This window comes from Soonwooa sp. T0.1_25, assembly GCF_057652215.1.
The window spans coordinates 31,528-51,800 of record NZ_JBYFBZ010000001.1 but is presented as its reverse complement, the minus strand read 5'-3'; the positions used below and the strand labels follow the sequence as shown (position 1 = coordinate 51,800).

Here is a 20,273-nt window from a genome sequence, read left to right as displayed (position 1 = left end):
GCGTTTGATTTTATTTGTTCAAACTTCTAACGTATTTTTCAATTGCCATTGTCATCGATGGCGATTCTTTTGTTGGAGCCATAACGTCAACTCTTAAGCCGTGTTCTTCTGCAGCAGCTTGAGTTGTTGGTCCAAATACAGCGATTTTTTTATCACCTTGCTCGTAGTTAGGGAAGTTTTGTTTCAAAGATTTGATCCCTTGTGGACTAAAGAACACCAACATATCATATTCGTTAATGTCAATATCTGTCAGGTCGCTACAAACGGTACGGTACATAATCGCACGTGTCCAATCTACACCAGCATTATCTAGCGTTCTTGGAATGTCATCGTTAAGAACGTCCGATGAAGGTAATAGATATTTCTCGGTATTGTGCTTTTTAAGAAGCGGTGTAAGATCCGAAAAGGTTTTTTCACCAAAACTAATTTTACGCTTTCTGTACACAATATGTTTTTGCATAAAGTTGGCAATCGCTTCGGACTGACAAATGTAACGCATTGTGTCTGGCACCGTAAAACGCATTTCTTGAGCTAAACGGAAGTAATTGTCAATAGCATTTTTACTCGTAAAAATTACACCTGCGTATTGAGAAAGGTCAATTTTTTGGGTTCTAAGATCTTTGGCATCCACACCTTCGATATGGATAAAAGGACGAAAATCAATTTTTATTTTCTCTTTTTTCGCAAGTTCCAAATATGGAGAAGACTCTTTGGGAGCTGGTTGCGAAACCAATATAGACTTAATTTTCATGTGTTTTTGAATGTCTTTTATTAATTAGCTAAAAAGAAATTTCCAAAGCACAAACAAGGGTGCTATTTGGAGGGTGCAAATATACAAAATTTTATAATACCATTCGTTTGGCATTGTTTGAGGTTTGTTAAACCAATAAAGAAATAGTTTTAAAATAAATAAGAATAATACCGAAATCATCGTAATGTAAAGGTATTTTAACTCATCTATTGGGAAGTAGAAAAAAGTAAAAGATGCAATAATTAACAAAATGCTACTCAAAAAATAGTACTTGTTTGCCAGTAGATAAAGGTTAATTAGCAGCTTGTTGTAGCCCAAACTTGTGAAGAAAAAGTAGGTCATTATTGTTTTAATTAAAAAAAATAAAACAATACTAATGAAGACAAAACCAAATTTGTTGAGAGTAAATCCACCGATTTGTAAATCTGTAATAAATTTTGGAACAACAGGTACAAATTGCGAAAAAGCGACTGTTGACATCACGCAAAATACAATGGACGTCAATATCCATGACAATACAACGTTGCTGCTCTCGTCTTTTTTTAGTAGTAAAAATTCTTTGATGGAAGCATCGCGATGAAGAAAAATAAAACTAAAAATGAAGATGAAAATACAACCTAAGATGCAAAAAATTACCCAATCATGTTGTTCGTAAAGTCTTACCACTTCAAAATTTTTGCAAAAATACGGAAATAATTAAAGCCAAATATCGATTGTCGAATTTTGATTGGTGAGATTATTGTATGCTTCGAAAATACTATCTTTGCACATTGATTTTTTTTAATGAAGAAACTGGTCATTATACCAACTTATAACGAGAAGGAAAATATAGCACGAATTATCGCTGCTGTTATGGCATTGGACGGAGATTTTGAGGTTTTGGTAGTAGACGATTCTTCACCAGATGGCACGGCGGATATTGTTAAATCTTTACAAGGACAATATCCCGAAAAGCTTCATCTTACAATCAGAAAAATTAAAGATGGACTAGGGAAAGCCTATATTCATGGATTTCGTTGGGCATTAGATAATGGCTACGATTATATCTTTGAAATGGATGCCGATTTTTCACATAATCCAAATGATCTTCCTAAATTATATGAAGCTTGTTTGGATGCTGATATGACAATTGGTTCGCGTTATAGTAAAGGCGTTAATGTTGTTAATTGGCCGATGTCTAGAGTATTGTTGTCCTATTTTGCTTCGAAGTATGTGCGTTTTATTTTAGGAATTCCTGTGCACGATACAACGGCGGGTTTTGTATGTTTTTCAAGAAAAGTTTTAGAAGGTATTGGACTTGATAATGTTAAACTTAAAGGTTATGGTTTTCAAGTTGAAATGAAATTCCGTGCTTTTAAAAAAGGATACAAAATAAAAGAAGTTCCAATTATTTTTACAGACAGAACAGAAGGCGAAAGCAAAATGAATGGCGGCATCATCAAAGAAGCGGTATTTGGCGTTTTGGATTTAAAACTGAAAAGTACTTTCGGTAAGTTATAGACTTATGAAAAAATGGTCTTTTTTAATATTATTTGTTTTGATGGCTTGTTCCAAATTAATGGATAAGCCCAAAAACTTAATTCCCGAAGATCAAATGGCAGAAATTATGGCAGATTTTGCAATCAATGATCAAAGCTATATTTTCAATCAAAAAGATAATAGAGAAGGAGCAACTAAGTTTCTTCTCAAAAAATATAAAATAACATCTAAAGATTTTAGTGAAAGTTATACCTATTATGTAGCAACAGATCAATTGGATGCTATTGTAGAAGAGTCGAAAGAGTATTTGTTTAAAAAAGAACCAAAACTCGAAGACTATATCAAAAAGAAAGAGCAAGCTAACTTGCCACCAGAAAAGACGAACTAGAAGAAATATAATGTCGAAGTTTTTTGAAATTGAAAAAACATCCCAAAGCAAAGCTAGAGCTGGGGTTTTACATACAGATCATGGCGATATTCAAACGCCAATTTTTATGCCGGTTGGCACCGTTGCAAGTGTTAAAACTGTGCACCAACGCGAGTTGAAAGACGATATCAACGCACAAATTATTTTAGGAAATACTTACCACTTGATGTTGCGTCCAGGTATGGATATTATGCAACAAGCAGGAGGTCTTCATAAATTTATGAATTGGGATCGTCCAATCTTAACAGATAGCGGTGGTTATCAAGTTTTTTCACTTTCTAAAAGTCGAAAAATGACGGAAGAAGGTGTTAAGTTTAAATCGCATATCGACGGAAGTTACCATTTTATTTCTCCTGAAAAATCAATGGAAATCCAACGTCAGATTGGCGCTGATATTTTTATGGCTTTTGATGAGTGTACGCCTTATCCTTGCGAATATAACCAAGCAAAATTGTCTATGGAATTGACACATCGTTGGTTAAAAAGATGTGTGGATTGGACTAAAGAAAATGAAGAATTGTTCGGGCACAAGCAACGTTTATTCCCGATTGTACAAGGTTCAACTTATTCGGACTTAAGAAAAATTTCTGCAGAAGTTATTTCTGAAGCTGGTGCCGAAGGTAATGCTATTGGTGGTCTTTCTGTTGGAGAACCTGAGGAGGAAATGTACAGAATTACCAATGAGGTAACTGATATTCTTCCAAAGGATAAACCTCGTTATTTGATGGGTGTTGGTACACCTTGGAATATCCTAGAAAGTATTGGGCTTGGCGTTGATATGATGGATTGTGTTATGCCGACAAGAAATGCGCGTAATGCGATGCTATTCACTTGGCAAGGTGTTATCAATATGAAAAACGAAAAGTGGAAAAACGATTTCTCAGCTTTGGATGAGTTTGGGACAAGTTTTGTGGATCGCGATTATAGCAAAGCCTATGTTCGTCACTTATTTGTTGCGAAAGAATATTTAGCAAAACAAATTGCATCGATCCATAATTTGGCGTTTTATCTAGATTTGGTGAAGGTTGCGAGAGAGCATATTGTTGCTGGTGATTTTTACGAATGGAAAAATTCTATTATTCCTCAACTTAAACAAAGACTTTAATTCTTCGTAGGTTATATGAAAATTATCGACGCATATATTATCAAAAAATATCTTGGCACCCTCTTTTTTATGTTGGCGCTTTTGTCGATAATTGTATTAATCATCGATGTCCAGAGTAAAACACCTCGTATTGAAAACAATGGTTTTTCGGTGACTTATTTCTTGGTGAATTTCTATCCGTTTTGGATCCTTAATTTGATTATCACTTTTATGTCGATTTTGGTTTTTATCTCGGTCATTTTCTTTACATCGAGGTTGGCTAATAATACCGAAATTGTTGCAATTATCAGTAGTGGCGCTAGTTTTCATCGTTTTGCAAAACCTTATTTAATTGCATCTTTAATTATTGCGGGCTTTGCTCTAGCGACCAATCATTTTATTTTGCCTTGGGCTAATATTAAAAAGAATAAATTAGAACCTTACACCTACAACCAAGTTAACAAAGACGAGTTGTTGGGTAACACCACAATTGCAACCAATCTTAACCCTTTCGAGTATATTTTTATTAATAATTATAACCGCGAACAGAAGAAAGGTTTCGGTTATCTTTATCAAAAATTTGACAAGGATAAAAAGTTAACATACCAGATTATCGCGAATGACGTTACTTGGGACGCGAAGTCAAAATCCTTTTTGCTAACAAGTTATATGGAGCGTTGGCCGCAAAAAGACGACTCCGAAAAGCTAGCTGATGGTGATCAAAAAAAGCAAGATTTCGGATTGCCACCAGAAGAGCTTTTCCCGGACAAATTAGTTGGTCAGAATAAAATTACACCTGATCTTATCAAGCTTATCGAACGAGAAAAAATAAAAGGAAATAACAACGTTAATACCTTTTATAATGAATTGCATCAACGCACCTCGATGCCTGTTTCTATTATAATTTTAACCTTTTTGGCTTTGTCGTTGTCCTCGCAAAAAAAGCGTGGCGGACTTGGGATTAATCTTGCTATTGGTATCGCATTAGCCTTCGTGTTTGTGTTTTCTTTCCAAGCCTTAAGCGTTGTTTCTGAAAACAAAAGTATGTCACCCCTTCTTGCAATGTGGCTCCCGAATATAATATTTGGTCCCATCGCATTTTATCTTTATTGGAAGAGGGCCAATCAATAAAGTAGCTCAACTTGTTTGTGAAAAACGCGTTGTAGACCATCGTTTTCAAAATCAACCCAAAGATAACCATCGGCATCGGCGTGTTTTATTATGCCATTTTGTCTTATGTCATCTTTTACGAATACCGAAATTTCGTTTTTTCTAAATAAATGACGGTTGAAATTATTTAGAATTTCCGCATCATCAGTTGTTTTTAAAATTTCATTTTTAAAATAATCATGAAAAGCTTCAGTAAAGTTTTTAATATTGAAAGCTTGACCAGTCGTGGTTAAAATGGAGCCTGCCTTTGGGAGGTTGTCGTAGTTTTCTTGCAAAATATTAATACCAATCCCGATTATAAAATAACTTTCGTGTGCTACTTTTTTCTTTTCGATTAAGATGCCGCAGATTTTTTTTTGGTTTAAAATTAAATCATTCGGCCATTTGATATTGACAGCACTTTTGGTCATTTTGGCTATAAAATCCCGTGTAATAAGCGCGGTACGATAATTGAAGCTGACATCGTCAAGATTTATGTTCTTCGTTTTTATAGCAAAGGTGTAGGCGAGGTTTTTGTCAATTTGGATATTCCATACATTTCCATATTGTCCACGGCCTTTAGTTTGGTTAAAACTGTACAGCGCCAAGTGTTCTGGAGTGTTAATTAATAGGTCAAGAATTTCTTCGTTTGTAGAAGTTACTTCAGATTTGTAAATTAGATCGGTCATTTAAGAAAACTTTAAGACATCCAAAGCTAAGAAGACAAAGCTTAAATAGATTAAAATCAATAAATTTGCAGATATATAATTTTTGAATGAGTAAAAATACAGAAAAACAACTATTAGTAGAGAAAATAATAGAAGCAATACAAGATACAAAAGGTGAGGACGTTTTAGTTTTTGATCTTTCGAATATTGAAAATGCAGTTGCAGAGACATTTATCATCTGTAGTGGTAATTCTAATACACAAGTGTCGTCGATCGCTGGTAATATCGAAAAGAAAGTGAGAAACGAACTTAAAGATCGTCCATGGCATGTAGAAGGTAACGAAAATGCCATGTGGGTGTTGTTGGATTATGTATCGGTCGTTGTCCATGTTTTCCAAAAACAAGTTAGAGAATATTATGATATCGAGACGCTTTGGGGAGATGCGAAAGTCACACGTATCGAAGACACACACCCCAACTTCTAACATATTATTTCCAAATATTTCAAAGTAAAAAATAATGAATAATAATAAAGGTTTTAATTGGTTTATTCCCATTATTATTTTGGTTATGGTACTGTTTTTAGTACCAGGATTTCTAGGAGATTCTAATACCAAAAATATCGGTGAGAATGACTTCTATAAGCTTGTCCAGTCTGGTAAGGTTGGAGAGGTTATGGTGTATAGAGATACACCAAAAGCAGAAATTTATCTTAACAAAGCTGCTAAAGCAGAACAAAAATCTGTCGCTAAAAAAGACGAAAATCCATTGTCGATGTTGGCAATGAAGCCAGGTCCCGATTACACCTTGACCTATGGTGATCTTCGTTATTTCCAAGAAAGATTTAACCAAATCAACTCGGAGGCACCAGCTGACAAAAAAGCAACCATGGAATTTGGGACTAGCAAAAGCCCGTTCTCTGAGTTGTTGTTTACAGCTCTGTTCTGGATCGGAATTATGGCATTGTTCTACTTTTTCTTGTTCAGAAAAATGGGCGGTGGTGGCGGTCCTGGCGGACAGATATTCTCGATCGGGAAGTCAAGAGCTAAACTTTTTGATGATAAAGAAAAAATTAATGTAACCTTCAAAGATGTTGCTGGTCTAGAAGGCGCAAAAGAAGAGGTTCAGGAGGTTGTAGATTTCCTTAAAAACTCAGAAAAATACACAAAATTAGGAGGTAAAATTCCTAAAGGTGTGCTTTTGGTTGGTCCTCCTGGTACTGGTAAAACTTTATTAGCAAAAGCTGTTGCTGGTGAGGCTAAAGTACCGTTTTTCTCTCTGTCTGGTTCAGACTTTGTAGAGATGTTTGTAGGTGTTGGGGCATCTAGAGTTCGTGATTTATTTGCTCAGGCTAAAGCAAAATCACCTGCTATTATTTTCATTGATGAGATTGATGCGATTGGTAGAGCAAGAGGTGGTAAAAACTTTAGCGGTGGTAACGACGAGCGCGAAAATACACTTAACCAGTTATTAACCGAGATGGATGGTTTTGGTACAGATACTAATGTTATCATTATGGCTGCAACCAACCGTGCTGATATTTTGGATAAAGCCTTGTTAAGAGCAGGACGTTTTGATAGATCAATTTATGTTGACCTTCCAGAACTTCATGAGAGAAGACAAATTTTCGATGTTCATTTAAAGAAAATTAAATTAGATCCAGAAGTTGATAGAGATTTCTTAGCAAAACAAACACCAGGATTTAGTGGTGCTGACATTGCAAATCTTTGTAACGAAGCTGCGCTAATTGCTGCTAGAAATAGCCATGAGGTTGTTACTAAACAAGATTTCTTAGATGCAGTTGATAGAATTATCGGCGGTCTTGAAAAGAAAAATAAAGCAATTAAACCTTCTGAAAAGAAAAGAATTGCTTTCCACGAAGCTGGTCATGCAACGGTGTCTTGGTTGACAGAACACGCTGCGCCTTTGTTAAAAGTTACGATTGTGCCAAGAGGACGTTCTTTAGGAGCAGCTTGGTATCTTCCAGAAGAAAGACAGATTACAACAACTGAACAAATGTTGGACGAAATGTGTTCTTTATTAGGTGGACGTGCCGCAGAGCAAGTTGCTTTGGGAGATTACTCTACTGGTGCGCAAAATGACTTAGAAAGAGCTTACAAACAAGCTAATGCAATGGTTACCATCTATGGATTGAGCGAGAAAGTTGGTCACGTATCTTACTATGATAGCTCTGGTCAAAATGATTATGCGTTTTCAAAACCATATTCTGAGAAAACTGCGGAGATTATCGATGACGAAATCCAAAGATTTGTACAAAGTCAGTATGAAAGAGCAATCCAAATTCTTACAAATAACCAAGATAAATTAACTGCTTTAGCTAACAAATTATTAGAGAAAGAAGTTATATTCCGAGAAGATCTAGAGGAGATTTTCGGAAAAAGAGCTTGGGATCCAGAGTTGACAGAGAAGCCAGTTTCTAACGCAGAAGTTCTTCCTACATCAGCAACGGACGCTAATGTTGAACAACAGAACGAAACGCCGCAAGCGGAACCCCCTTTAGAACATTAATATTGTTAATTTTCTAAAAAATAATATAAAAAATCCTGATTCTGCATCTCTTATATGTGGTAGTCGGGATTTTTGCTATATTTTTGATTTTTAAATTTTTAATATTACAGATATTTTATATTTTTGTAATTGTATCAAAATCTCTCATCCAAATTGAGTTTATTCAAAAAAATTGTAAATAAGATACTTAACCAACAAGAGGAGGAAGACGATCCTAATGTGACGAAGTTGGGCGACGAATTGCGTGACGCAGATTTGGACTACAAATTTGCCCAATTGTTTACGCATTCTGGTGGCTATTTTAACTATTGTGGCGATGACGCAGAGGCGTTACAGACGCTTAATCAGATTCTGAAAATAGAAGGCATTAACTCCGTTTTTTGTTGGGATAAGCAATTGCAGGATTTTCTTAATGTTACTAAAACTAAATACACTTCGCAATTAGAGGAAGAAAATGATGCTGCTTTTATCACGGCAGAATATCTTATCGCTTTTGATGGTAGAGTTATGTTATCGCATAACAATATTATGCATTATCATTCTTCTAGATTACCCGAAAAAATTATTATTATCGCAAATGTTTCACAAATTGTAACCAATCTTGGTGAAGCAATGATGAAGGTAAAACGTGCTGGTAATCTTAAAAATTTAACTTCAATTAGCGGAAGTCAATCAAAACTTGACACACCTAACAAAGACAGTTCAAAACTTTTCTTACTTTTGCTGGAAGATTAATTTTTAAACTCAAACTTTGGATAAAAATCTCATTCAGCGACTTATTTCGGGAGCGATTTACGGTTTAGTCATTATACTTTGTTGTACCCCTTTGGGTGGATCATGGCTTAGTTTTATTATTCCTGCTATCAAACAACAATATCTTTTTTACGGATTAATGACGTTCTTTATGCTTGTTGGCGTTTGGGAATGTATCCGAATTATGAAATTTGATAACGGCATTTACAAATGGCTGGTTTTGCCATTGGTAGCTTTTATTTATTATCAATTTTCAAAACGCTTTTTCTACCACGGATTTTTCTTTAATTTTAATTTGTCCGAAATACTTGCATTAGGTTTAATTGTAATTGCTTGTATTACACTTTTCAAATTTCCGAAAGAACTTTATTTTGAAAGTGGTAAATTTATTTTTACTGTTATATATACAGCTTTACCATTTAGTTTTGCGTTAGGCTTACCGAGTTTTAGCACATTAGATCCAGTTAACAAACCTTTTACTCTAGAAGTGATGATGTTGTTTATTCTTATTTGGAGTAGCGACAGTTTCGCTTATTTTACAGGAAAGTTTTTTGGCAAACATAAGATGGCGCCAACCATTAGCCCGAAAAAAACTTGGGAAGGTTTTGCAGGGGGTGTATTTTTCACCTTGATTCTTGGTTTCTTTGTTGAAAAATATTACCCAGAACTTCGAGGTAACTGGATGATGGTCGGATTTTTAGTGTCGGTTTTCGCGCCTTTAGGCGATTTGGTAGAAAGCCAATTAAAACGTTCTTTTGGTGTTAAAGACAGCGGAAACATCATTCCAGGACATGGTGGTGTGTTAGATAGATTAGACAGTTTCATAATTTGTGCGCCTGTTGTATATTTGTATTTTATTTTAGAAAAATTTGTATAGAATCTTAAAGGTTCGAAAATATAGACTATGAAGCTTCATAAAGAATCCAAAGGCACCTTAACGGTTGCGATTTTAGCCATTTTAATAATTGGAGGTATTTCTATTTACTTTCTAAAAATGTGGTCATTGTTAATCATCGTTCCATTATTGGTGATTTTAGGATTGGTATTTTGGTTTTTCCGTGTTCCGAACCGTCATATTTTGGAACATGTTGAGAATGTAATTGCACCAGTTGACGGTAAGGTTGTAATGATTAAAGAAGTAGTTGAAGATGAATTTTTAAAAGAAAAATGCATTCAGGTTTCTATCTTTATGTCGCCACTTAACGTTCATATTTGTCGTTATCCAGTTTCTGGAGATGTTGTTTATAAAAAATATCATCCAGGAAAGTATTTGGTGGCGTGGCACGAAAAATCTTCAACAGAAAATGAAAGAACTACAGTTGCCGTAAAAAGTGAAACCAATCATAATGTGGTGTTCCGTCAGATTGCAGGTTACGTTGCGAGACGTATTGTTTTCTATTGTAATATCGAGGACAAAGCGAAAGCTGGTCACGAGTTTGGATTTATTAAATTCGGCTCCAGAATGGACGTTTTCTTACCACTTGACACCGAAATCCTTTGCAAAATCGGAGACAAAACTAAAGGTGGTCTAGATGTCATCGCGAGATTAAGAGATTAATTTTACAATCAATAATATTAAAGAGACTTTTTTTGAAAGTCTCTTTTTTTTACCATTCAGTTTCCGAAAATTACCATTCAACATATTTTTTTTCGGTTTAAAATATTTGCGTTTTACTTTTGAAGCATAAATCAAAATCTATTATGAAAAACGCACTATTATTTACTTTTGTTCTCGTTTTATTTTCTCAGTTTTCAAAAGCTCAAATGGATGATAAATTTTATCAACCAAGTAAAATTTTGAAACCAATAGAATTTAAAAATTTTGAAAATATTTCTCTACCAGTTGAATCGGACACAATAACTGCCATTGTCTTAAGACCTGAAACTAAAAGTCTTAAAAAGACGATTTTGTTTTTTCATGGAGCAGGTGGCAATGTGACGAGTTATCAATTTATGGTAAAGCCTTTGGTGGAAGTCGGTTATCAAGTTGTGATGGTAGATTTGCGTGGTTATGGAAAATCTACTGGGACACCAACGCATCTTAATGTCGCTGCTGATGCACAAAAATTTTTTGATGCAATGCTTGTTCGTCCCGATATCAAAAACAATAAAATCTATATTTACGGTGCATCTTTAGGAACACAAGTGGCTACAAAAATTGCAAAAGACAATCAAAATAAAATATCAGGATTGATTATCGACGGAGGCATGTCATCTTTCACGGATATCGCAGCTCATTTTGCACCGCAATACAAAGATGTTATCGAAAAAATGTTGATTTCTCCGTATTCTGTAAAAGAAGACATTAAAGCATTAAAAGGTCTTCCAAAGCTTTTTATTTATGGTTCCGAAGACAAAACGGTTCCGTTTGAGCAAGGTAAAACTAATTTTGCTAATGCCGCCGAACCAAAACAATTTTTGGAATACAAAGGCGATCATCTTCTTGGCATCAAGGTTATCAAAGATGATATTATCAAAGCCATTTCTAATCTATAAAACCAAAAGAGAACCAATTAATTGGTTCTCTTTTTTTTCTTTTTGGAAGATTTCTTTTTCGGCATTTTTGACTTCACAAATTTTTCTCGATTTTCCAAAAACTCGATTATATCCATCCTTATTGTACGAAATTTTTTTCGCTTCCTTAATTGTTTTTAGAGCTTCCTCATAATCCTCATTGTTTAAAAGGCAAGAAACATAATATTTCGGAATCGTTACATTCCCGACATCACACGCAAGAGCTTCCTGAAAATAGGTTTTCGCCTGCTCATAATTTTTCAACTGCTCGCTATATATTCGTCCCATCAGGCAAAGAGCATCCGAATCTTCCGGATCGTAGGACAAAGCGTAATTCAAGGCTCCCAAGCAATCCGCCAAATTGTACGGATAGCAATCCAAAGCTTCAAAATAATATTTGTTTTTAGTTAAGCTCATTTTTTTTTACATTATTAAGTTTGTTTTTTAGGAGCTGTTTCCCGCTTTCCGCACTCGCTTTTGCAAACCTTTCAAAATCCATTGCATTTGCAAAGAGCTCAAACAATTGCTACAATCGGGGCTAAAAAAGTCTCCTTTCTTATAAAGTTTCGACTTTAAAAAGTCAATTTTGTTAACGTCCCTTCGAGTAAAAATCTGAAAGATTTTGTATCAAGAAGTCCATCAAAAAAAGTTCTCGATACGCTCGCTAATCGAACTGACGACCGTCTTTCTATTTGACGGGGTTTTGTCATAGCCCCGATTGATTCTGACTTATATATTTTTATAGTTGAATCATCGAAACTCGTTCCTCGTTTTGAAGCGGCATCCTTTTTTTGCTTGGGCTTGAAAAAAGCGTTGGCAAAAAAAGATACAGCGGAAAGCGGGAAACAGCTTCAAAAAATAACTGAACTGCTGTTCGACAAAGTCAAATAGCTTCTAATAAAAAATATTATCTGCTATTCGACGTAGTCAAACAGCTCCTAATAAAAATGATTTCGGGAAAAACTTAAGTTTGGCTTTTGCGCAAAGAAAAACCCGAAATCGCAAGATTTCGGGTTTTGATATTTCATTATACTGTTCTTCTAAGAATCTACCAAACCACGAAGCCTCGCCTTTATAAAAGGCAATCCTAATGTTGAAGGTTGATTGAATCTGAACATTTTTGCTTCGTTTTTTTGTTGGTTAAACTTGATTTTCAGGTGCAAATATAGAATAATTTTTTAAAGCGCAAATTTTATTGAATTTATTTTTGATCGGGAAGATTCTTCCAATATTGTAAACTTTTTTGCACATTGAAGTGATTGGCTTTGTTGGGTTGCGTTTCTAAATAAGTTTTAAATTCTTCTAATTCTGAGATAATCCAGTTTTGTTAAGGTTTCATTTCTCCGTCCCAACTGTAATGATAAATTTTTGACATATCAGTAGAAACGATAAATACAGCATCGCTTTCTTTGCTTTGATTAACATAGCCTTGAACAACGTAATAAGGAAAATATTTGCGAGGTTTCTCTGTGATTTCGAAATCGAGGAGATGGTCTTTTTTATCGCAATTATCACACGGTGCCAAATGTAGTATATCGTTGAGGATATCGAGATTTTCAAGACTATTCAAAATTTTTTGTTCTGTGCGGGTGTATGTAAAAGGATATGGATAATAAACGCCACCAATTTCATAATCTTTCGGATGTTTTTTTGTTTTGTAAGGCTCTACTTTTTCACCTTTTTTGTTGATGAGATAACTTTCTGATTTTTTGGAAGATGGCACAATAGACCAATGTTCGCCGCCTTTTTTATATTGTTTTTTCCAACCACCAACATAGACTTTCGCATAGCCATACTGAAAAGGTTCTGCAAAATCCCATTGCGCGGGAATTGTTAGATTTCCGTCTTTGTCTGCAAAACCAACTTTGTTGCCATCGACATAACGACGAAGACCTTCTTCGTAATAGTCGATTCCGTTGTCAAACCATTGCGGATAATAAAGTAATTTTCCGTGTCTATCGTAGACTTCGCCAGCAGGCATTAAAGGTAATTTTGATGAATAATCTTTAGCTTTTTCGGTTCCGATAAATTCTATTATGGCTTCCTCGATTGGTTTTTTGAAATCGTAATTTCCATAGTTGGAAAATTTTGCGGGTACAATGATTTTTCCTGATTCTGTTTTGGCACCTACTTTAGTGCTGTCCGCAGTTGAAAAGTAATATAGCTTTTCGTTGTTTTGTGCCAGCAAAAATGTGCTTTGAAGCAGTATCAAAGCGAAGATCAAACGTTTTAAAAGAATATTTTGAAAAATCATTTATGCCTTTTTGTTAATTTAGTTTTTTGGATTTTTAAGTTTTTTCACAATGAAAACAATGCAAAATACTAGAACGGAAATCAAAGCTAAAAGTTTTAGAGCCATGCCAACATAAAGATAAGCGTAGGGTGGATCTAGTCCGTAGAGTTTGGTTAAATATTCGCCAAGGGAAAATACTAAAATGCAGAGAATCAGAATTAAAAGAGACTTTTTTAAATTCATGTTTTAAATTGTTAGTCCTTGTTTAAAAGTAAGTAATTTTGTGCAATTTGATTTAATTAAATAAAAAAGTGCAACAATTATTTGCTGCACTCTTGTTGATATTCGATTTGAAAAATTATTTTAATTGCTCAAAACTTCGTTTGATAAAGTCTGTTAAATCCTTTCCTTTCAGTAGGTTTTGAGAAAGTTTTGCTAAGTCCAAAGCTTGTTGGATTTTTGCATTTTTAGTTTCTGAATTATCAGTTTTAAGAATGTCAGAAGCCAAGTCGCTATTTGCATTTACCACCAAATTGTACATCTCTGGGAAGTTACCAAACATCGAAGGCGCGCCCATCTGCTGCATGTCCTTCATACGACGCATAAACTCTGGTTGTGTAATGCTAAATGGTGCATCGTTGCTATCCAAATCTTCTAACTGAACCGTATAAGTTTGCGAGTTAATCGCTTCTTCAATAGATTTTTTAAGATTTTCTTTTTCGCCGTCGTTAAGTTTTGCAATAACAGGTTCATCTTTCTCAATCAATTTGTTGATGTTATCTGCGTCAACTCTTGCAAAAGTAACTTTGTCTTTTGTACTTTCCATTTTCTGAATAAGATGCGGCACCAAAGGCGAATCCATCAACAGAACTTCGTAGCCTTTAGCTTTCGCAGTTTGGATGTAGCTGTCTTGTAAGTCTGTATTGGAAGCATAAAGAATAACTGTTTTTCCGTTTTTGTCGGTTTGTTTGTCTTTAATGTTTTCGATTAATTCGTCCCAAAGAAGATACTTGCCATCGGTTGTTGGATAGAGCATGAATTTGTCCGACTTCTCGTAGAACTTGTCTTCCGTCACCATTCCGTACTCGATAACCACTTTGATGTCGTTCCATTTTTGTTCGTAATCTTCACGGTTGTTACGGATAAGTTCTACCATTTTGTCCGCCACTTTTTTCGTGATATAAGAAGAAATTTTCTTAACCGCGCCATCTGCTTGTAAGTACGATCTAGAAACATTTAGCGGAATATCTGGTGAGTCGATAACACCGCGTAGCAACATTAAGAAATCTGGAACAATACCTTTAACTTCGTCGGTTACAAACACTTGATTTTGATAAAGTTGGATTTTATCTTTTTCGATGTTTAAGCTGTTTGACAGTTTTGGGAAAAATAAAATCCCTGTCAAATTAAATGGATAATCAACGTTAAGATGAATGTGGAACAAAGGATCCTCAAATTGCATTGGGTACAACTCGCTGTAGAATTTTTTGTAATCTTCATCAGTTAAATCAGAAGGATTTTTTGTCCAAGCTGGATTTGGGTTGTTGATGATGTCATCCACTTCGATGGTTTCGGGTTTTGCATCTTCGGCAGCGCCTTCAGGTAAAGGCAGCGTTTCCGTTTTTGTTCCGAATTTAATAGGAATTTGGTTGAAGCGGTTGTATTTAAGAAGTAATTCTCGGATTTTGAAATCGTCTAAAAATTCGGTAGAATCTTCTGCAATGTGGAGTAGGACTTCGGTGCCGCGATCCGATTTGTCCGTTTCTTCCAAAGTGAATTCTGGACTTCCGTCGCAAATCCAGTGCACTGCAGGCTCGTCTTTATAAGATTTTGTGAAAATTTCTACCTTGTCTGCTACCATAAAAGCAGAGTAGAAGCCAAGACCAAAATGTCCGATAATGCCAGCATCTTTTGCAGAATCTTTATATTTTTCTAAAAACTCCTCGGCACCCGAAAATGCCACTTGGTTGATGTATTTTTCAACTTCTTCGGCCGTCATCCCAAGACCTTGGTCTTTGATGCTAATAGTTTTTGCATCCTTATCAATTTTAATTTCAATCTTTGGATTACCATATTCTACTTTGGCTTCACCAATGTTGATAAGGTGTTTTAGTTTGGTCGTAGCGTCCGTCGCGTTAGAAATAAGTTCTCGTAGAAATATTTCGTGGTCGCTGTAAAGAAATTTTTTAATTAGTGGGAAGATGTTTTCCACTGATACATTAATCTTTCCTGTAGACATAATTGTGTTTATTTTATGAGTTAATTTTCTTGAAATTGCAAAACAAAAAATTCTGAGTTGTGTCAAATGGCGTCGTGTGATCTTCGGTAAAACATTCGACTTTTTCGAAATGGTTTTTCAAAAGATTTTCCATGCTACTTTCGCTGTATTTTGTGATGCCGAGACCGCTGCATATAGTTGGTTCATTTGTTGAAAAGGTGCCATTATTCAAATCAGATTTGATTGTACCGAGCTGCCATCGCCACCTCCAACATCAATAATTTTTGAATTTTTATCGGCATTAAATGACTGAATAAGCTTAAGCGACATTAGGTATTCGTCTTGCGTCCAGCTTATTTGTTCTGGTGTTTTGTTTTCGTAGACGTTTTCCCAATCTTGTTGACTCATACTTTTTGTTTGTTTTTAAAATTCAAAAAAAATACCAGTCCCGACAAAGTGACAATTTGTCTTTTTGGTGGAAAATATTGCTAAGAATATGCGCCCCGACGGAGCCGAAACTCCTTTTGCGAGAGGCTATGCCGAGCAAAAGAGTGGGAGACGAAGGCGGAAATGGCGCCCAAGAAAAAAGGACTCTAAAAATCTTAGAATCCTTCTTTAATATAATCGTGAAAAATTTAATCTAATGCGAGGTTAACAACTTCACTCATTTGCGATACATAGTTAACTTTTAGATTTTTGAGATAGTTTTTGTTGATTTCTTCAACATCTTTTCGGTTGGCTTCGCAAAGGATGACTTCTTTAATACCCGCACGCGTAGCAGCCAGCAATTTCTCTTTGATACCTCCTACAGGTAGGACTTTACCACGAAGTGTGATCTCGCCGGTCATCGCCAAATGAGGTTTTACAGATTTGTTTTTGTAGCTCGACACCATCGACGTCAACATTGCGATACCAGCCGAAGGACCATCTTTTGGTGTGGCGCCTTCTGGTACATGGACGTGGATGTTTTTGCTTTCTAAATCTTCGGCGCTAATGCCTAATTCTTCATAATGTGCTTTGATGTATTCTAAAGCAATCGTCGCCGATTCTTTCATCACGTTGCCGAGGTTGCCCGTCATCGTTAAAGTACCCTTGCCTTTTGATAAAATACTCTCGATAAACAAGATATCGCCACCAACGCTAGTCCAAGCCAAACCTGTCACAACGCCAGGAACTTTGCTGACTTCGGATAACGTGCTAGGACGCGGAACACCTAATATTTCGTCGATTTTCTCAACGGAAATTTTTGGATCGTAGTCATTTTCCATGGCGATTTGTAAAGCTACCCAACGCGCGATGGAGGCAATACGTTTTTCTAAAGTTCGGACACCACTTTCTGAAGTGTGCGCATCGATGATATGTTTGATTTCAGGGTTTCCTAGCTTGAAAGCTTTTGCGTCTAAACCAGTTTCTGAAAGTTGTTTTTTGATAAGGTGACGTTTTGCGATTTCGATTTTTTCTTCCAGCGTATAACCAGCAATACTAATCAGTTCCATACGATCCAAAAGTGGTCGTTGGATTTCGTTAAGGTTGTTGGCTGTCGCAATGAACATCACTTTCGACAAATCGTAACCCGTTTCTAGGAAATTATCATAGAAATTGCTGTTTTGTTCTGGATCCAAAACTTCTAACATGGCTGAACTTGGATCGCCATGCATGCCTTTTCCTAATTTGTCGATTTCATCTAAAATAATTACAGGGTTTGACGTTCCTGATTTTTTGATAGATTGAAGAATTCGTCCCGCCATGGCGCCAATGTAGGTTTTTCTGTGACCGCGGATTTCGGATTCGTCATGGAGACCGCCAAGAGAAACACGAACGTATTTTCTTCCCAAAGCATCGGCGATTGACTTTCCTAGCGAGGTTTTACCAACGCCAGGAGGGCCAGACAGGCAAAGAATTGGGGATTTCATATCGCTTTTTAATTTTAAAACTGCGATGTGCTCTAGAATTCTTTTTTTGATATCTTCTAAACCGAAATGCTCTTTGTCCAAAATCTTTTCGGCTTTCTTTAAATCGAAAACGTCTGTAGAATATCTTTCCCAAGGTAAGTCCGTGAAGAAATCTAAATAATTACGTTGTACGTTATAATCTGGCGAATTAGGATGCTGGCGTTGCAAACGTTGCAATTCTTTTTGGAAATGCGTCTCAACATCTGCTGGCCATTTTAGTTTAGCCGCTTTATTTTTGAACTCGTCTACGTCAGAATCTGGACCGCCACCAAGTTCTTCTTGAATAGTTCTTATCTGTTGGTTCAGGAAATATTCGCGTTGTTGCTTGTCAAGATCTTTACTTGTTTTTTGATGAATTAGATTTTTTAATTCTAAAAGACGGAAATCCTCATGCATCATTTCGTAAAGCAATTCGGCACGTTTTGCTAAAGATTTTTCTTCTAAAAGACGTTGCTTTTTCTCAAATGTAAAGTTGCCATTCGCTGCAATAAAGTTGAGTAAATCCTCTGTTTCATTAATGTTTTTAATCGCGAAATTTGCGGCATTTGGGATGTTAGGATTGATTTCGATAATCTTCATCGCCAAGTCTTTGATGTTCTCTATCAAAGCTTCAAATTCTTCTTTGTTGCGAGAATTAGTGTCTTTTATAAGCGTTAATTTCGCTGTTAAATAAGGATCGCGTCCTTCAAAATTTTTGATTTTGAAACGTTTGATTCCTCGAGTTATCGCCGTGATATTGCCTTCAGGAAGTTTTATGATTTTTACAACTTTCGCTAAAGTTCCAATTGTGTAAAGATCTTTATCAGCAGGATTATCTTCATTCGGGTTTTTCTGAGTCAAAATCCCAACCAGTTGGTTAGATTGCATCGCATCTTCCAATAGTTTTTTTGATTTTTCGCGTCCTGCGGTAATTGGTGTTACAACTTTTGGGAACATCACCATATTGCGCACTGGCAAAATAGCGTACATCTCTTGGTCTAATTCTTTTTCAGTTGGTTCCGAAATATTAATTTCTTCAGCAACTAATCCGAATCCGTCTTCCAAAATAGCGTCAAAGTTGATATCTTCAAATTCTGTCATAATGTATGATGATGACAAATTGTCATTTCTTTAAGGTGATAACTTATTATCTTTCTATAAATTGCGGATAATAAGTCGATTATATATTGAGTCGTATAATTTCACAATTCCTATGCCACAACATTTTTTGTCATAGAAAGCAAAAATCCTCCGCAAGTTGGGAGGATTTTCAGATTATATTTTTTAGTTGTTAAGCTAACATTCGTTGCGCTTTTTTAACGCCTTCGACCAATCTGTCGATTTCTTCAAACGTATTGTAAACTGCGAAACTTGCTCTTACCGTTCCTGCGATATCAAAATACGCCATAATCGGTTGCGCACAGTGATGACCAGTTCTTACGGCAATTCCTTGTTTGTCGAGAATCATCCCTACATCCGACGAAATCCCAACGCCTTCTAGATTAAAAGAAATGGCGCCAGCACGATTGGCTTTTTCAGCATAAATTCTTAAGCCTTCGATTTCTAATAATTGTCTTTGCGCATATTCTAGTAAAGAATGTTCGTGTTGTTGGATATTTTCGAGACCTACAGATTCCATGAAGTCGATGGCTGCGCCAAGTGCGATATTGCCACCAACATTGGGTGTTCCGGCTTCAAAACGGAAAGGTAAATCAGCGTAAGTTGTCTTTTCAAAACTACAAGTTGCAATCATCTCGCCGCCACCGTGGAAAGGTTGAAGTTTATTTAATGAAGACTCTTTTCCGTACAAAATCCCGGTTCCCATTGGTGCGTACATTTTGTGTCCAGAAAAAACAAGGAAGTCGCAATCCATCTTCTGAACGTCCAATCGCAAATGTGGTGAAGATTGTGCTGCATCGATTAATACGAAAGCATTTGACAGTTTTCTAGTTTTTGTAATAACTTCTTCAACAGGATTGATAACGCCAAGCGCATTTGAAATTTGATTTAAAGAAACTATTTTCGTTTTTTCATTTAACCAAGAATCCAAAACATCGATTTGTAAAATGCCATTTTCGTCCATCGGAATAATGCGAAGTTTCGCACCAGTTCTCTCGCAAAGCATTTGCCACGGAACAATATTCGAATGGTGTTCTAGATACGAAATAATGATTTCGTCATCTTTTTTAATCAAATTCGTAATCGCATAAGCAATCAAATTGATGCCTTCGGTCGTACCTTTTGTGAAAATAACTTCGTATTCGTGCTTTGCATTAATGAATTTCTGAACCTTTTGTCTTGCCAACTCCATTTCGGTTGTTGCAAGTTGACTCAAGGTATGGATGCCGCGATGTACGTTGGCGTTAATCGTTGTATAGTATTTTTCCCAAGTCTCTAAAACCGAAATTGGCTTCTGAGAAGACGCACTGTTATCCAAGTAAACAAGAGGTTTTCCGTTGATTTCTTGGTCTAAAATTGGGAATTGGTTTCTTATATTTTGAATGTCTAACATGTTCTTTATTTAGAATGCTTCAAAG

The 20,273-nt window shown here is 35.8% G+C and carries 19 protein-coding genes; 10 read left to right on the top strand and 9 right to left on the bottom strand.

Going from position 1 to position 20,273, the window contains the following annotated elements:
• Positions 1-10: 10 nt before the first annotated feature.
• Both AC23MB_RS00235 and AC23MB_RS00230 read right to left on the bottom strand, forming a co-directional pair.
• Positions 11-751 carry a uroporphyrinogen-III synthase gene (locus tag AC23MB_RS00235; protein ID WP_312321628.1) on the bottom strand — a complete coding sequence of 247 codons (741 nt, stop codon included), beginning with the start codon at positions 749-751 and terminating at the stop codon, positions 11-13.
• 24 nt (positions 752-775) lie between these two features.
• The gene (locus tag AC23MB_RS00230; protein ID WP_487786239.1) at positions 776-1,417 is read right to left on the bottom strand and encodes a DUF4271 domain-containing protein; all 642 of its coding nucleotides are present in this window, start codon (positions 1,415-1,417) and stop codon (positions 776-778) included.
• Between the two features lie 117 nt (positions 1,418-1,534).
• On the opposite strand from AC23MB_RS00230, the gene AC23MB_RS00225 reads away from it, so the two are divergent.
• The 4 genes from AC23MB_RS00225 to AC23MB_RS00210 are packed head-to-tail and all read left to right on the top strand — an operon-like array spanning position 1,535 to position 4,872.
• On the top strand, positions 1,535-2,251 hold the full coding sequence (locus AC23MB_RS00225; protein ID WP_487786238.1) for a polyprenol monophosphomannose synthase: 717 nt from the start codon (positions 1,535-1,537) through the stop codon (positions 2,249-2,251).
• A 58-nt stretch (positions 2,252-2,309) separates the two neighbouring features.
• Positions 2,310-2,618 (top strand): DUF4296 domain-containing protein, encoded by a 309-nt coding sequence (locus AC23MB_RS00220; protein ID WP_487786237.1) that lies wholly within the window; start codon positions 2,310-2,312, stop codon positions 2,616-2,618.
• A 10-nt stretch (positions 2,619-2,628) separates the two neighbouring features.
• On the top strand, positions 2,629-3,762 hold the full coding sequence (tgt, locus tag AC23MB_RS00215; protein WP_487786236.1) for a tRNA guanosine(34) transglycosylase Tgt: 1,134 nt from the start codon (positions 2,629-2,631) through the stop codon (positions 3,760-3,762).
• 15 nt (positions 3,763-3,777) lie between these two features.
• Positions 3,778-4,872, top strand: a complete 1,095-nt coding sequence (locus tag AC23MB_RS00210; RefSeq protein WP_419308976.1) for an LptF/LptG family permease — start codon at positions 3,778-3,780, stop codon at positions 4,870-4,872.
• Here AC23MB_RS00210 and AC23MB_RS00205 read toward each other — a convergent pair.
• Entirely contained in the window at positions 4,866-5,579 is a 714-nt protein-coding gene (locus AC23MB_RS00205; RefSeq protein ID WP_487786235.1) for a biotin--[acetyl-CoA-carboxylase] ligase, read from the bottom strand. The genes AC23MB_RS00210 and AC23MB_RS00205 overlap by 7 nt on opposite strands.
• Before the next feature lie 86 nt (positions 5,580-5,665).
• Between AC23MB_RS00205 and rsfS the strand changes: the two genes are divergently transcribed.
• The 6 genes from rsfS to AC23MB_RS00175 all read left to right on the top strand — a co-directional run bounded on the left by rsfS (position 5,666) and on the right by AC23MB_RS00175 (position 11,336).
• Positions 5,666-6,043: a ribosome silencing factor gene (gene rsfS / locus AC23MB_RS00200; RefSeq protein WP_313215902.1), complete on the top strand. Its 378-nt coding sequence runs from the start codon at positions 5,666-5,668 to the stop codon at positions 6,041-6,043.
• A 34-nt stretch (positions 6,044-6,077) separates the two neighbouring features.
• Positions 6,078-8,087, top strand: coding sequence for an ATP-dependent zinc metalloprotease FtsH (ftsH, locus tag AC23MB_RS00195; RefSeq protein ID WP_487786234.1), 2,010 nt, complete (start codon positions 6,078-6,080; stop codon positions 8,085-8,087).
• 153 nt (positions 8,088-8,240) lie between these two features.
• Entirely contained in the window at positions 8,241-8,822 is a 582-nt protein-coding gene (locus AC23MB_RS00190) for an LUD domain-containing protein (RefSeq protein WP_313214309.1), read from the top strand.
• A gap of 16 nt (positions 8,823-8,838) precedes the next feature.
• A complete protein-coding gene (locus tag AC23MB_RS00185; RefSeq protein ID WP_487786233.1) occupies positions 8,839-9,717 on the top strand; it encodes a phosphatidate cytidylyltransferase in 879 nt (292 codons plus the stop codon).
• 27 nt (positions 9,718-9,744) lie between these two features.
• Positions 9,745-10,398 carry a phosphatidylserine decarboxylase family protein gene (locus AC23MB_RS00180; protein ID WP_313028545.1) on the top strand — a complete coding sequence of 218 codons (654 nt, stop codon included), beginning with the start codon at positions 9,745-9,747 and terminating at the stop codon, positions 10,396-10,398.
• Positions 10,399-10,541: 143 nt separating this feature from the next.
• A complete protein-coding gene (locus tag AC23MB_RS00175; RefSeq protein ID WP_487786232.1) occupies positions 10,542-11,336 on the top strand; it encodes an alpha/beta hydrolase in 795 nt (264 codons plus the stop codon).
• On the opposite strand, the gene AC23MB_RS00170 is transcribed toward AC23MB_RS00175, so the two are convergent.
• The 6 genes from AC23MB_RS00170 to AC23MB_RS00145 all read right to left on the bottom strand — a co-directional run bounded on the left by AC23MB_RS00170 (position 11,331) and on the right by AC23MB_RS00145 (position 20,248).
• Entirely contained in the window at positions 11,331-11,771 is a 441-nt protein-coding gene (locus AC23MB_RS00170) for a tetratricopeptide repeat protein (RefSeq protein ID WP_487786231.1), read from the bottom strand. The two genes, AC23MB_RS00175 and AC23MB_RS00170, sit on opposite strands and share 6 nt — an antisense overlap.
• A 910-nt stretch (positions 11,772-12,681) precedes the next feature.
• The gene (locus AC23MB_RS00165) at positions 12,682-13,608 is read right to left on the bottom strand and encodes a WG repeat-containing protein (RefSeq protein ID WP_487786230.1); all 927 of its coding nucleotides are present in this window, start codon (positions 13,606-13,608) and stop codon (positions 12,682-12,684) included.
• 337 nt (positions 13,609-13,945) lie between these two features.
• A complete protein-coding gene (gene htpG, locus AC23MB_RS00160; RefSeq protein ID WP_487786229.1) occupies positions 13,946-15,826 on the bottom strand; it encodes a molecular chaperone HtpG in 1,881 nt (626 codons plus the stop codon).
• A gap of 207 nt (positions 15,827-16,033) precedes the next feature.
• The gene (locus tag AC23MB_RS00155; protein ID WP_487786228.1) at positions 16,034-16,213 is read right to left on the bottom strand and encodes a hypothetical protein; all 180 of its coding nucleotides are present in this window, start codon (positions 16,211-16,213) and stop codon (positions 16,034-16,036) included.
• Between the two features lie 227 nt (positions 16,214-16,440).
• Entirely contained in the window at positions 16,441-18,837 is a 2,397-nt protein-coding gene (gene lon, locus AC23MB_RS00150) for an endopeptidase La (protein ID WP_487786227.1), read from the bottom strand.
• A gap of 190 nt (positions 18,838-19,027) precedes the next feature.
• Positions 19,028-20,248, bottom strand: a complete 1,221-nt coding sequence (locus AC23MB_RS00145; protein WP_374330354.1) for an aminotransferase class V-fold PLP-dependent enzyme — start codon at positions 20,246-20,248, stop codon at positions 19,028-19,030.
• Between the last annotated feature and the right edge of the window lie 25 nt (positions 20,249-20,273).

Bases quoted from the DNA above. Each gene is read 5' to 3' on its own strand.
- AC23MB_RS00175 (WP_487786232.1), top strand. From the start codon at position 10,542: ATGAAAAACGCACTATTATTTACTTTTGTTCTCGTTTTATTTTCTCAG.
- htpG (WP_487786229.1), bottom strand. From the start codon at position 15,826: ATGTCTACAGGAAAGATTAATGTATCAGTGGAAAACATCTTCCCACTA.
- AC23MB_RS00235 (WP_312321628.1), bottom strand. From the start codon at position 751: ATGAAAATTAAGTCTATATTGGTTTCGCAACCAGCTCCCAAAGAGTCT.
- lon (WP_487786227.1), bottom strand. From the start codon at position 18,837: ATGACAGAATTTGAAGATATCAACTTTGACGCTATTTTGGAAGACGGA.
- ftsH (WP_487786234.1), top strand. From the start codon at position 6,078: ATGAATAATAATAAAGGTTTTAATTGGTTTATTCCCATTATTATTTTG.
- AC23MB_RS00210 (WP_419308976.1), top strand. From the start codon at position 3,778: ATGAAAATTATCGACGCATATATTATCAAAAAATATCTTGGCACCCTC.
- AC23MB_RS00145 (WP_374330354.1), bottom strand. From the start codon at position 20,248: ATGTTAGACATTCAAAATATAAGAAACCAATTCCCAATTTTAGACCAA.
- tgt (WP_487786236.1), top strand. From the start codon at position 2,629: ATGTCGAAGTTTTTTGAAATTGAAAAAACATCCCAAAGCAAAGCTAGA.
- AC23MB_RS00225 (WP_487786238.1), top strand. From the start codon at position 1,535: ATGAAGAAACTGGTCATTATACCAACTTATAACGAGAAGGAAAATATA.
- AC23MB_RS00155 (WP_487786228.1), bottom strand. From the start codon at position 16,213: ATGAGTCAACAAGATTGGGAAAACGTCTACGAAAACAAAACACCAGAA.
- AC23MB_RS00220 (WP_487786237.1), top strand. From the start codon at position 2,310: ATGGATAAGCCCAAAAACTTAATTCCCGAAGATCAAATGGCAGAAATT.
- rsfS (WP_313215902.1), top strand. From the start codon at position 5,666: ATGAGTAAAAATACAGAAAAACAACTATTAGTAGAGAAAATAATAGAA.
- AC23MB_RS00170 (WP_487786231.1), bottom strand. From the start codon at position 11,771: ATGAGCTTAACTAAAAACAAATATTATTTTGAAGCTTTGGATTGCTAT.
- AC23MB_RS00180 (WP_313028545.1), top strand. From the start codon at position 9,745: ATGAAGCTTCATAAAGAATCCAAAGGCACCTTAACGGTTGCGATTTTA.
- AC23MB_RS00205 (WP_487786235.1), bottom strand. From the start codon at position 5,579: ATGACCGATCTAATTTACAAATCTGAAGTAACTTCTACAAACGAAGAA.
- AC23MB_RS00165 (WP_487786230.1), bottom strand. From the start codon at position 13,608: ATGATTTTTCAAAATATTCTTTTAAAACGTTTGATCTTCGCTTTGATA.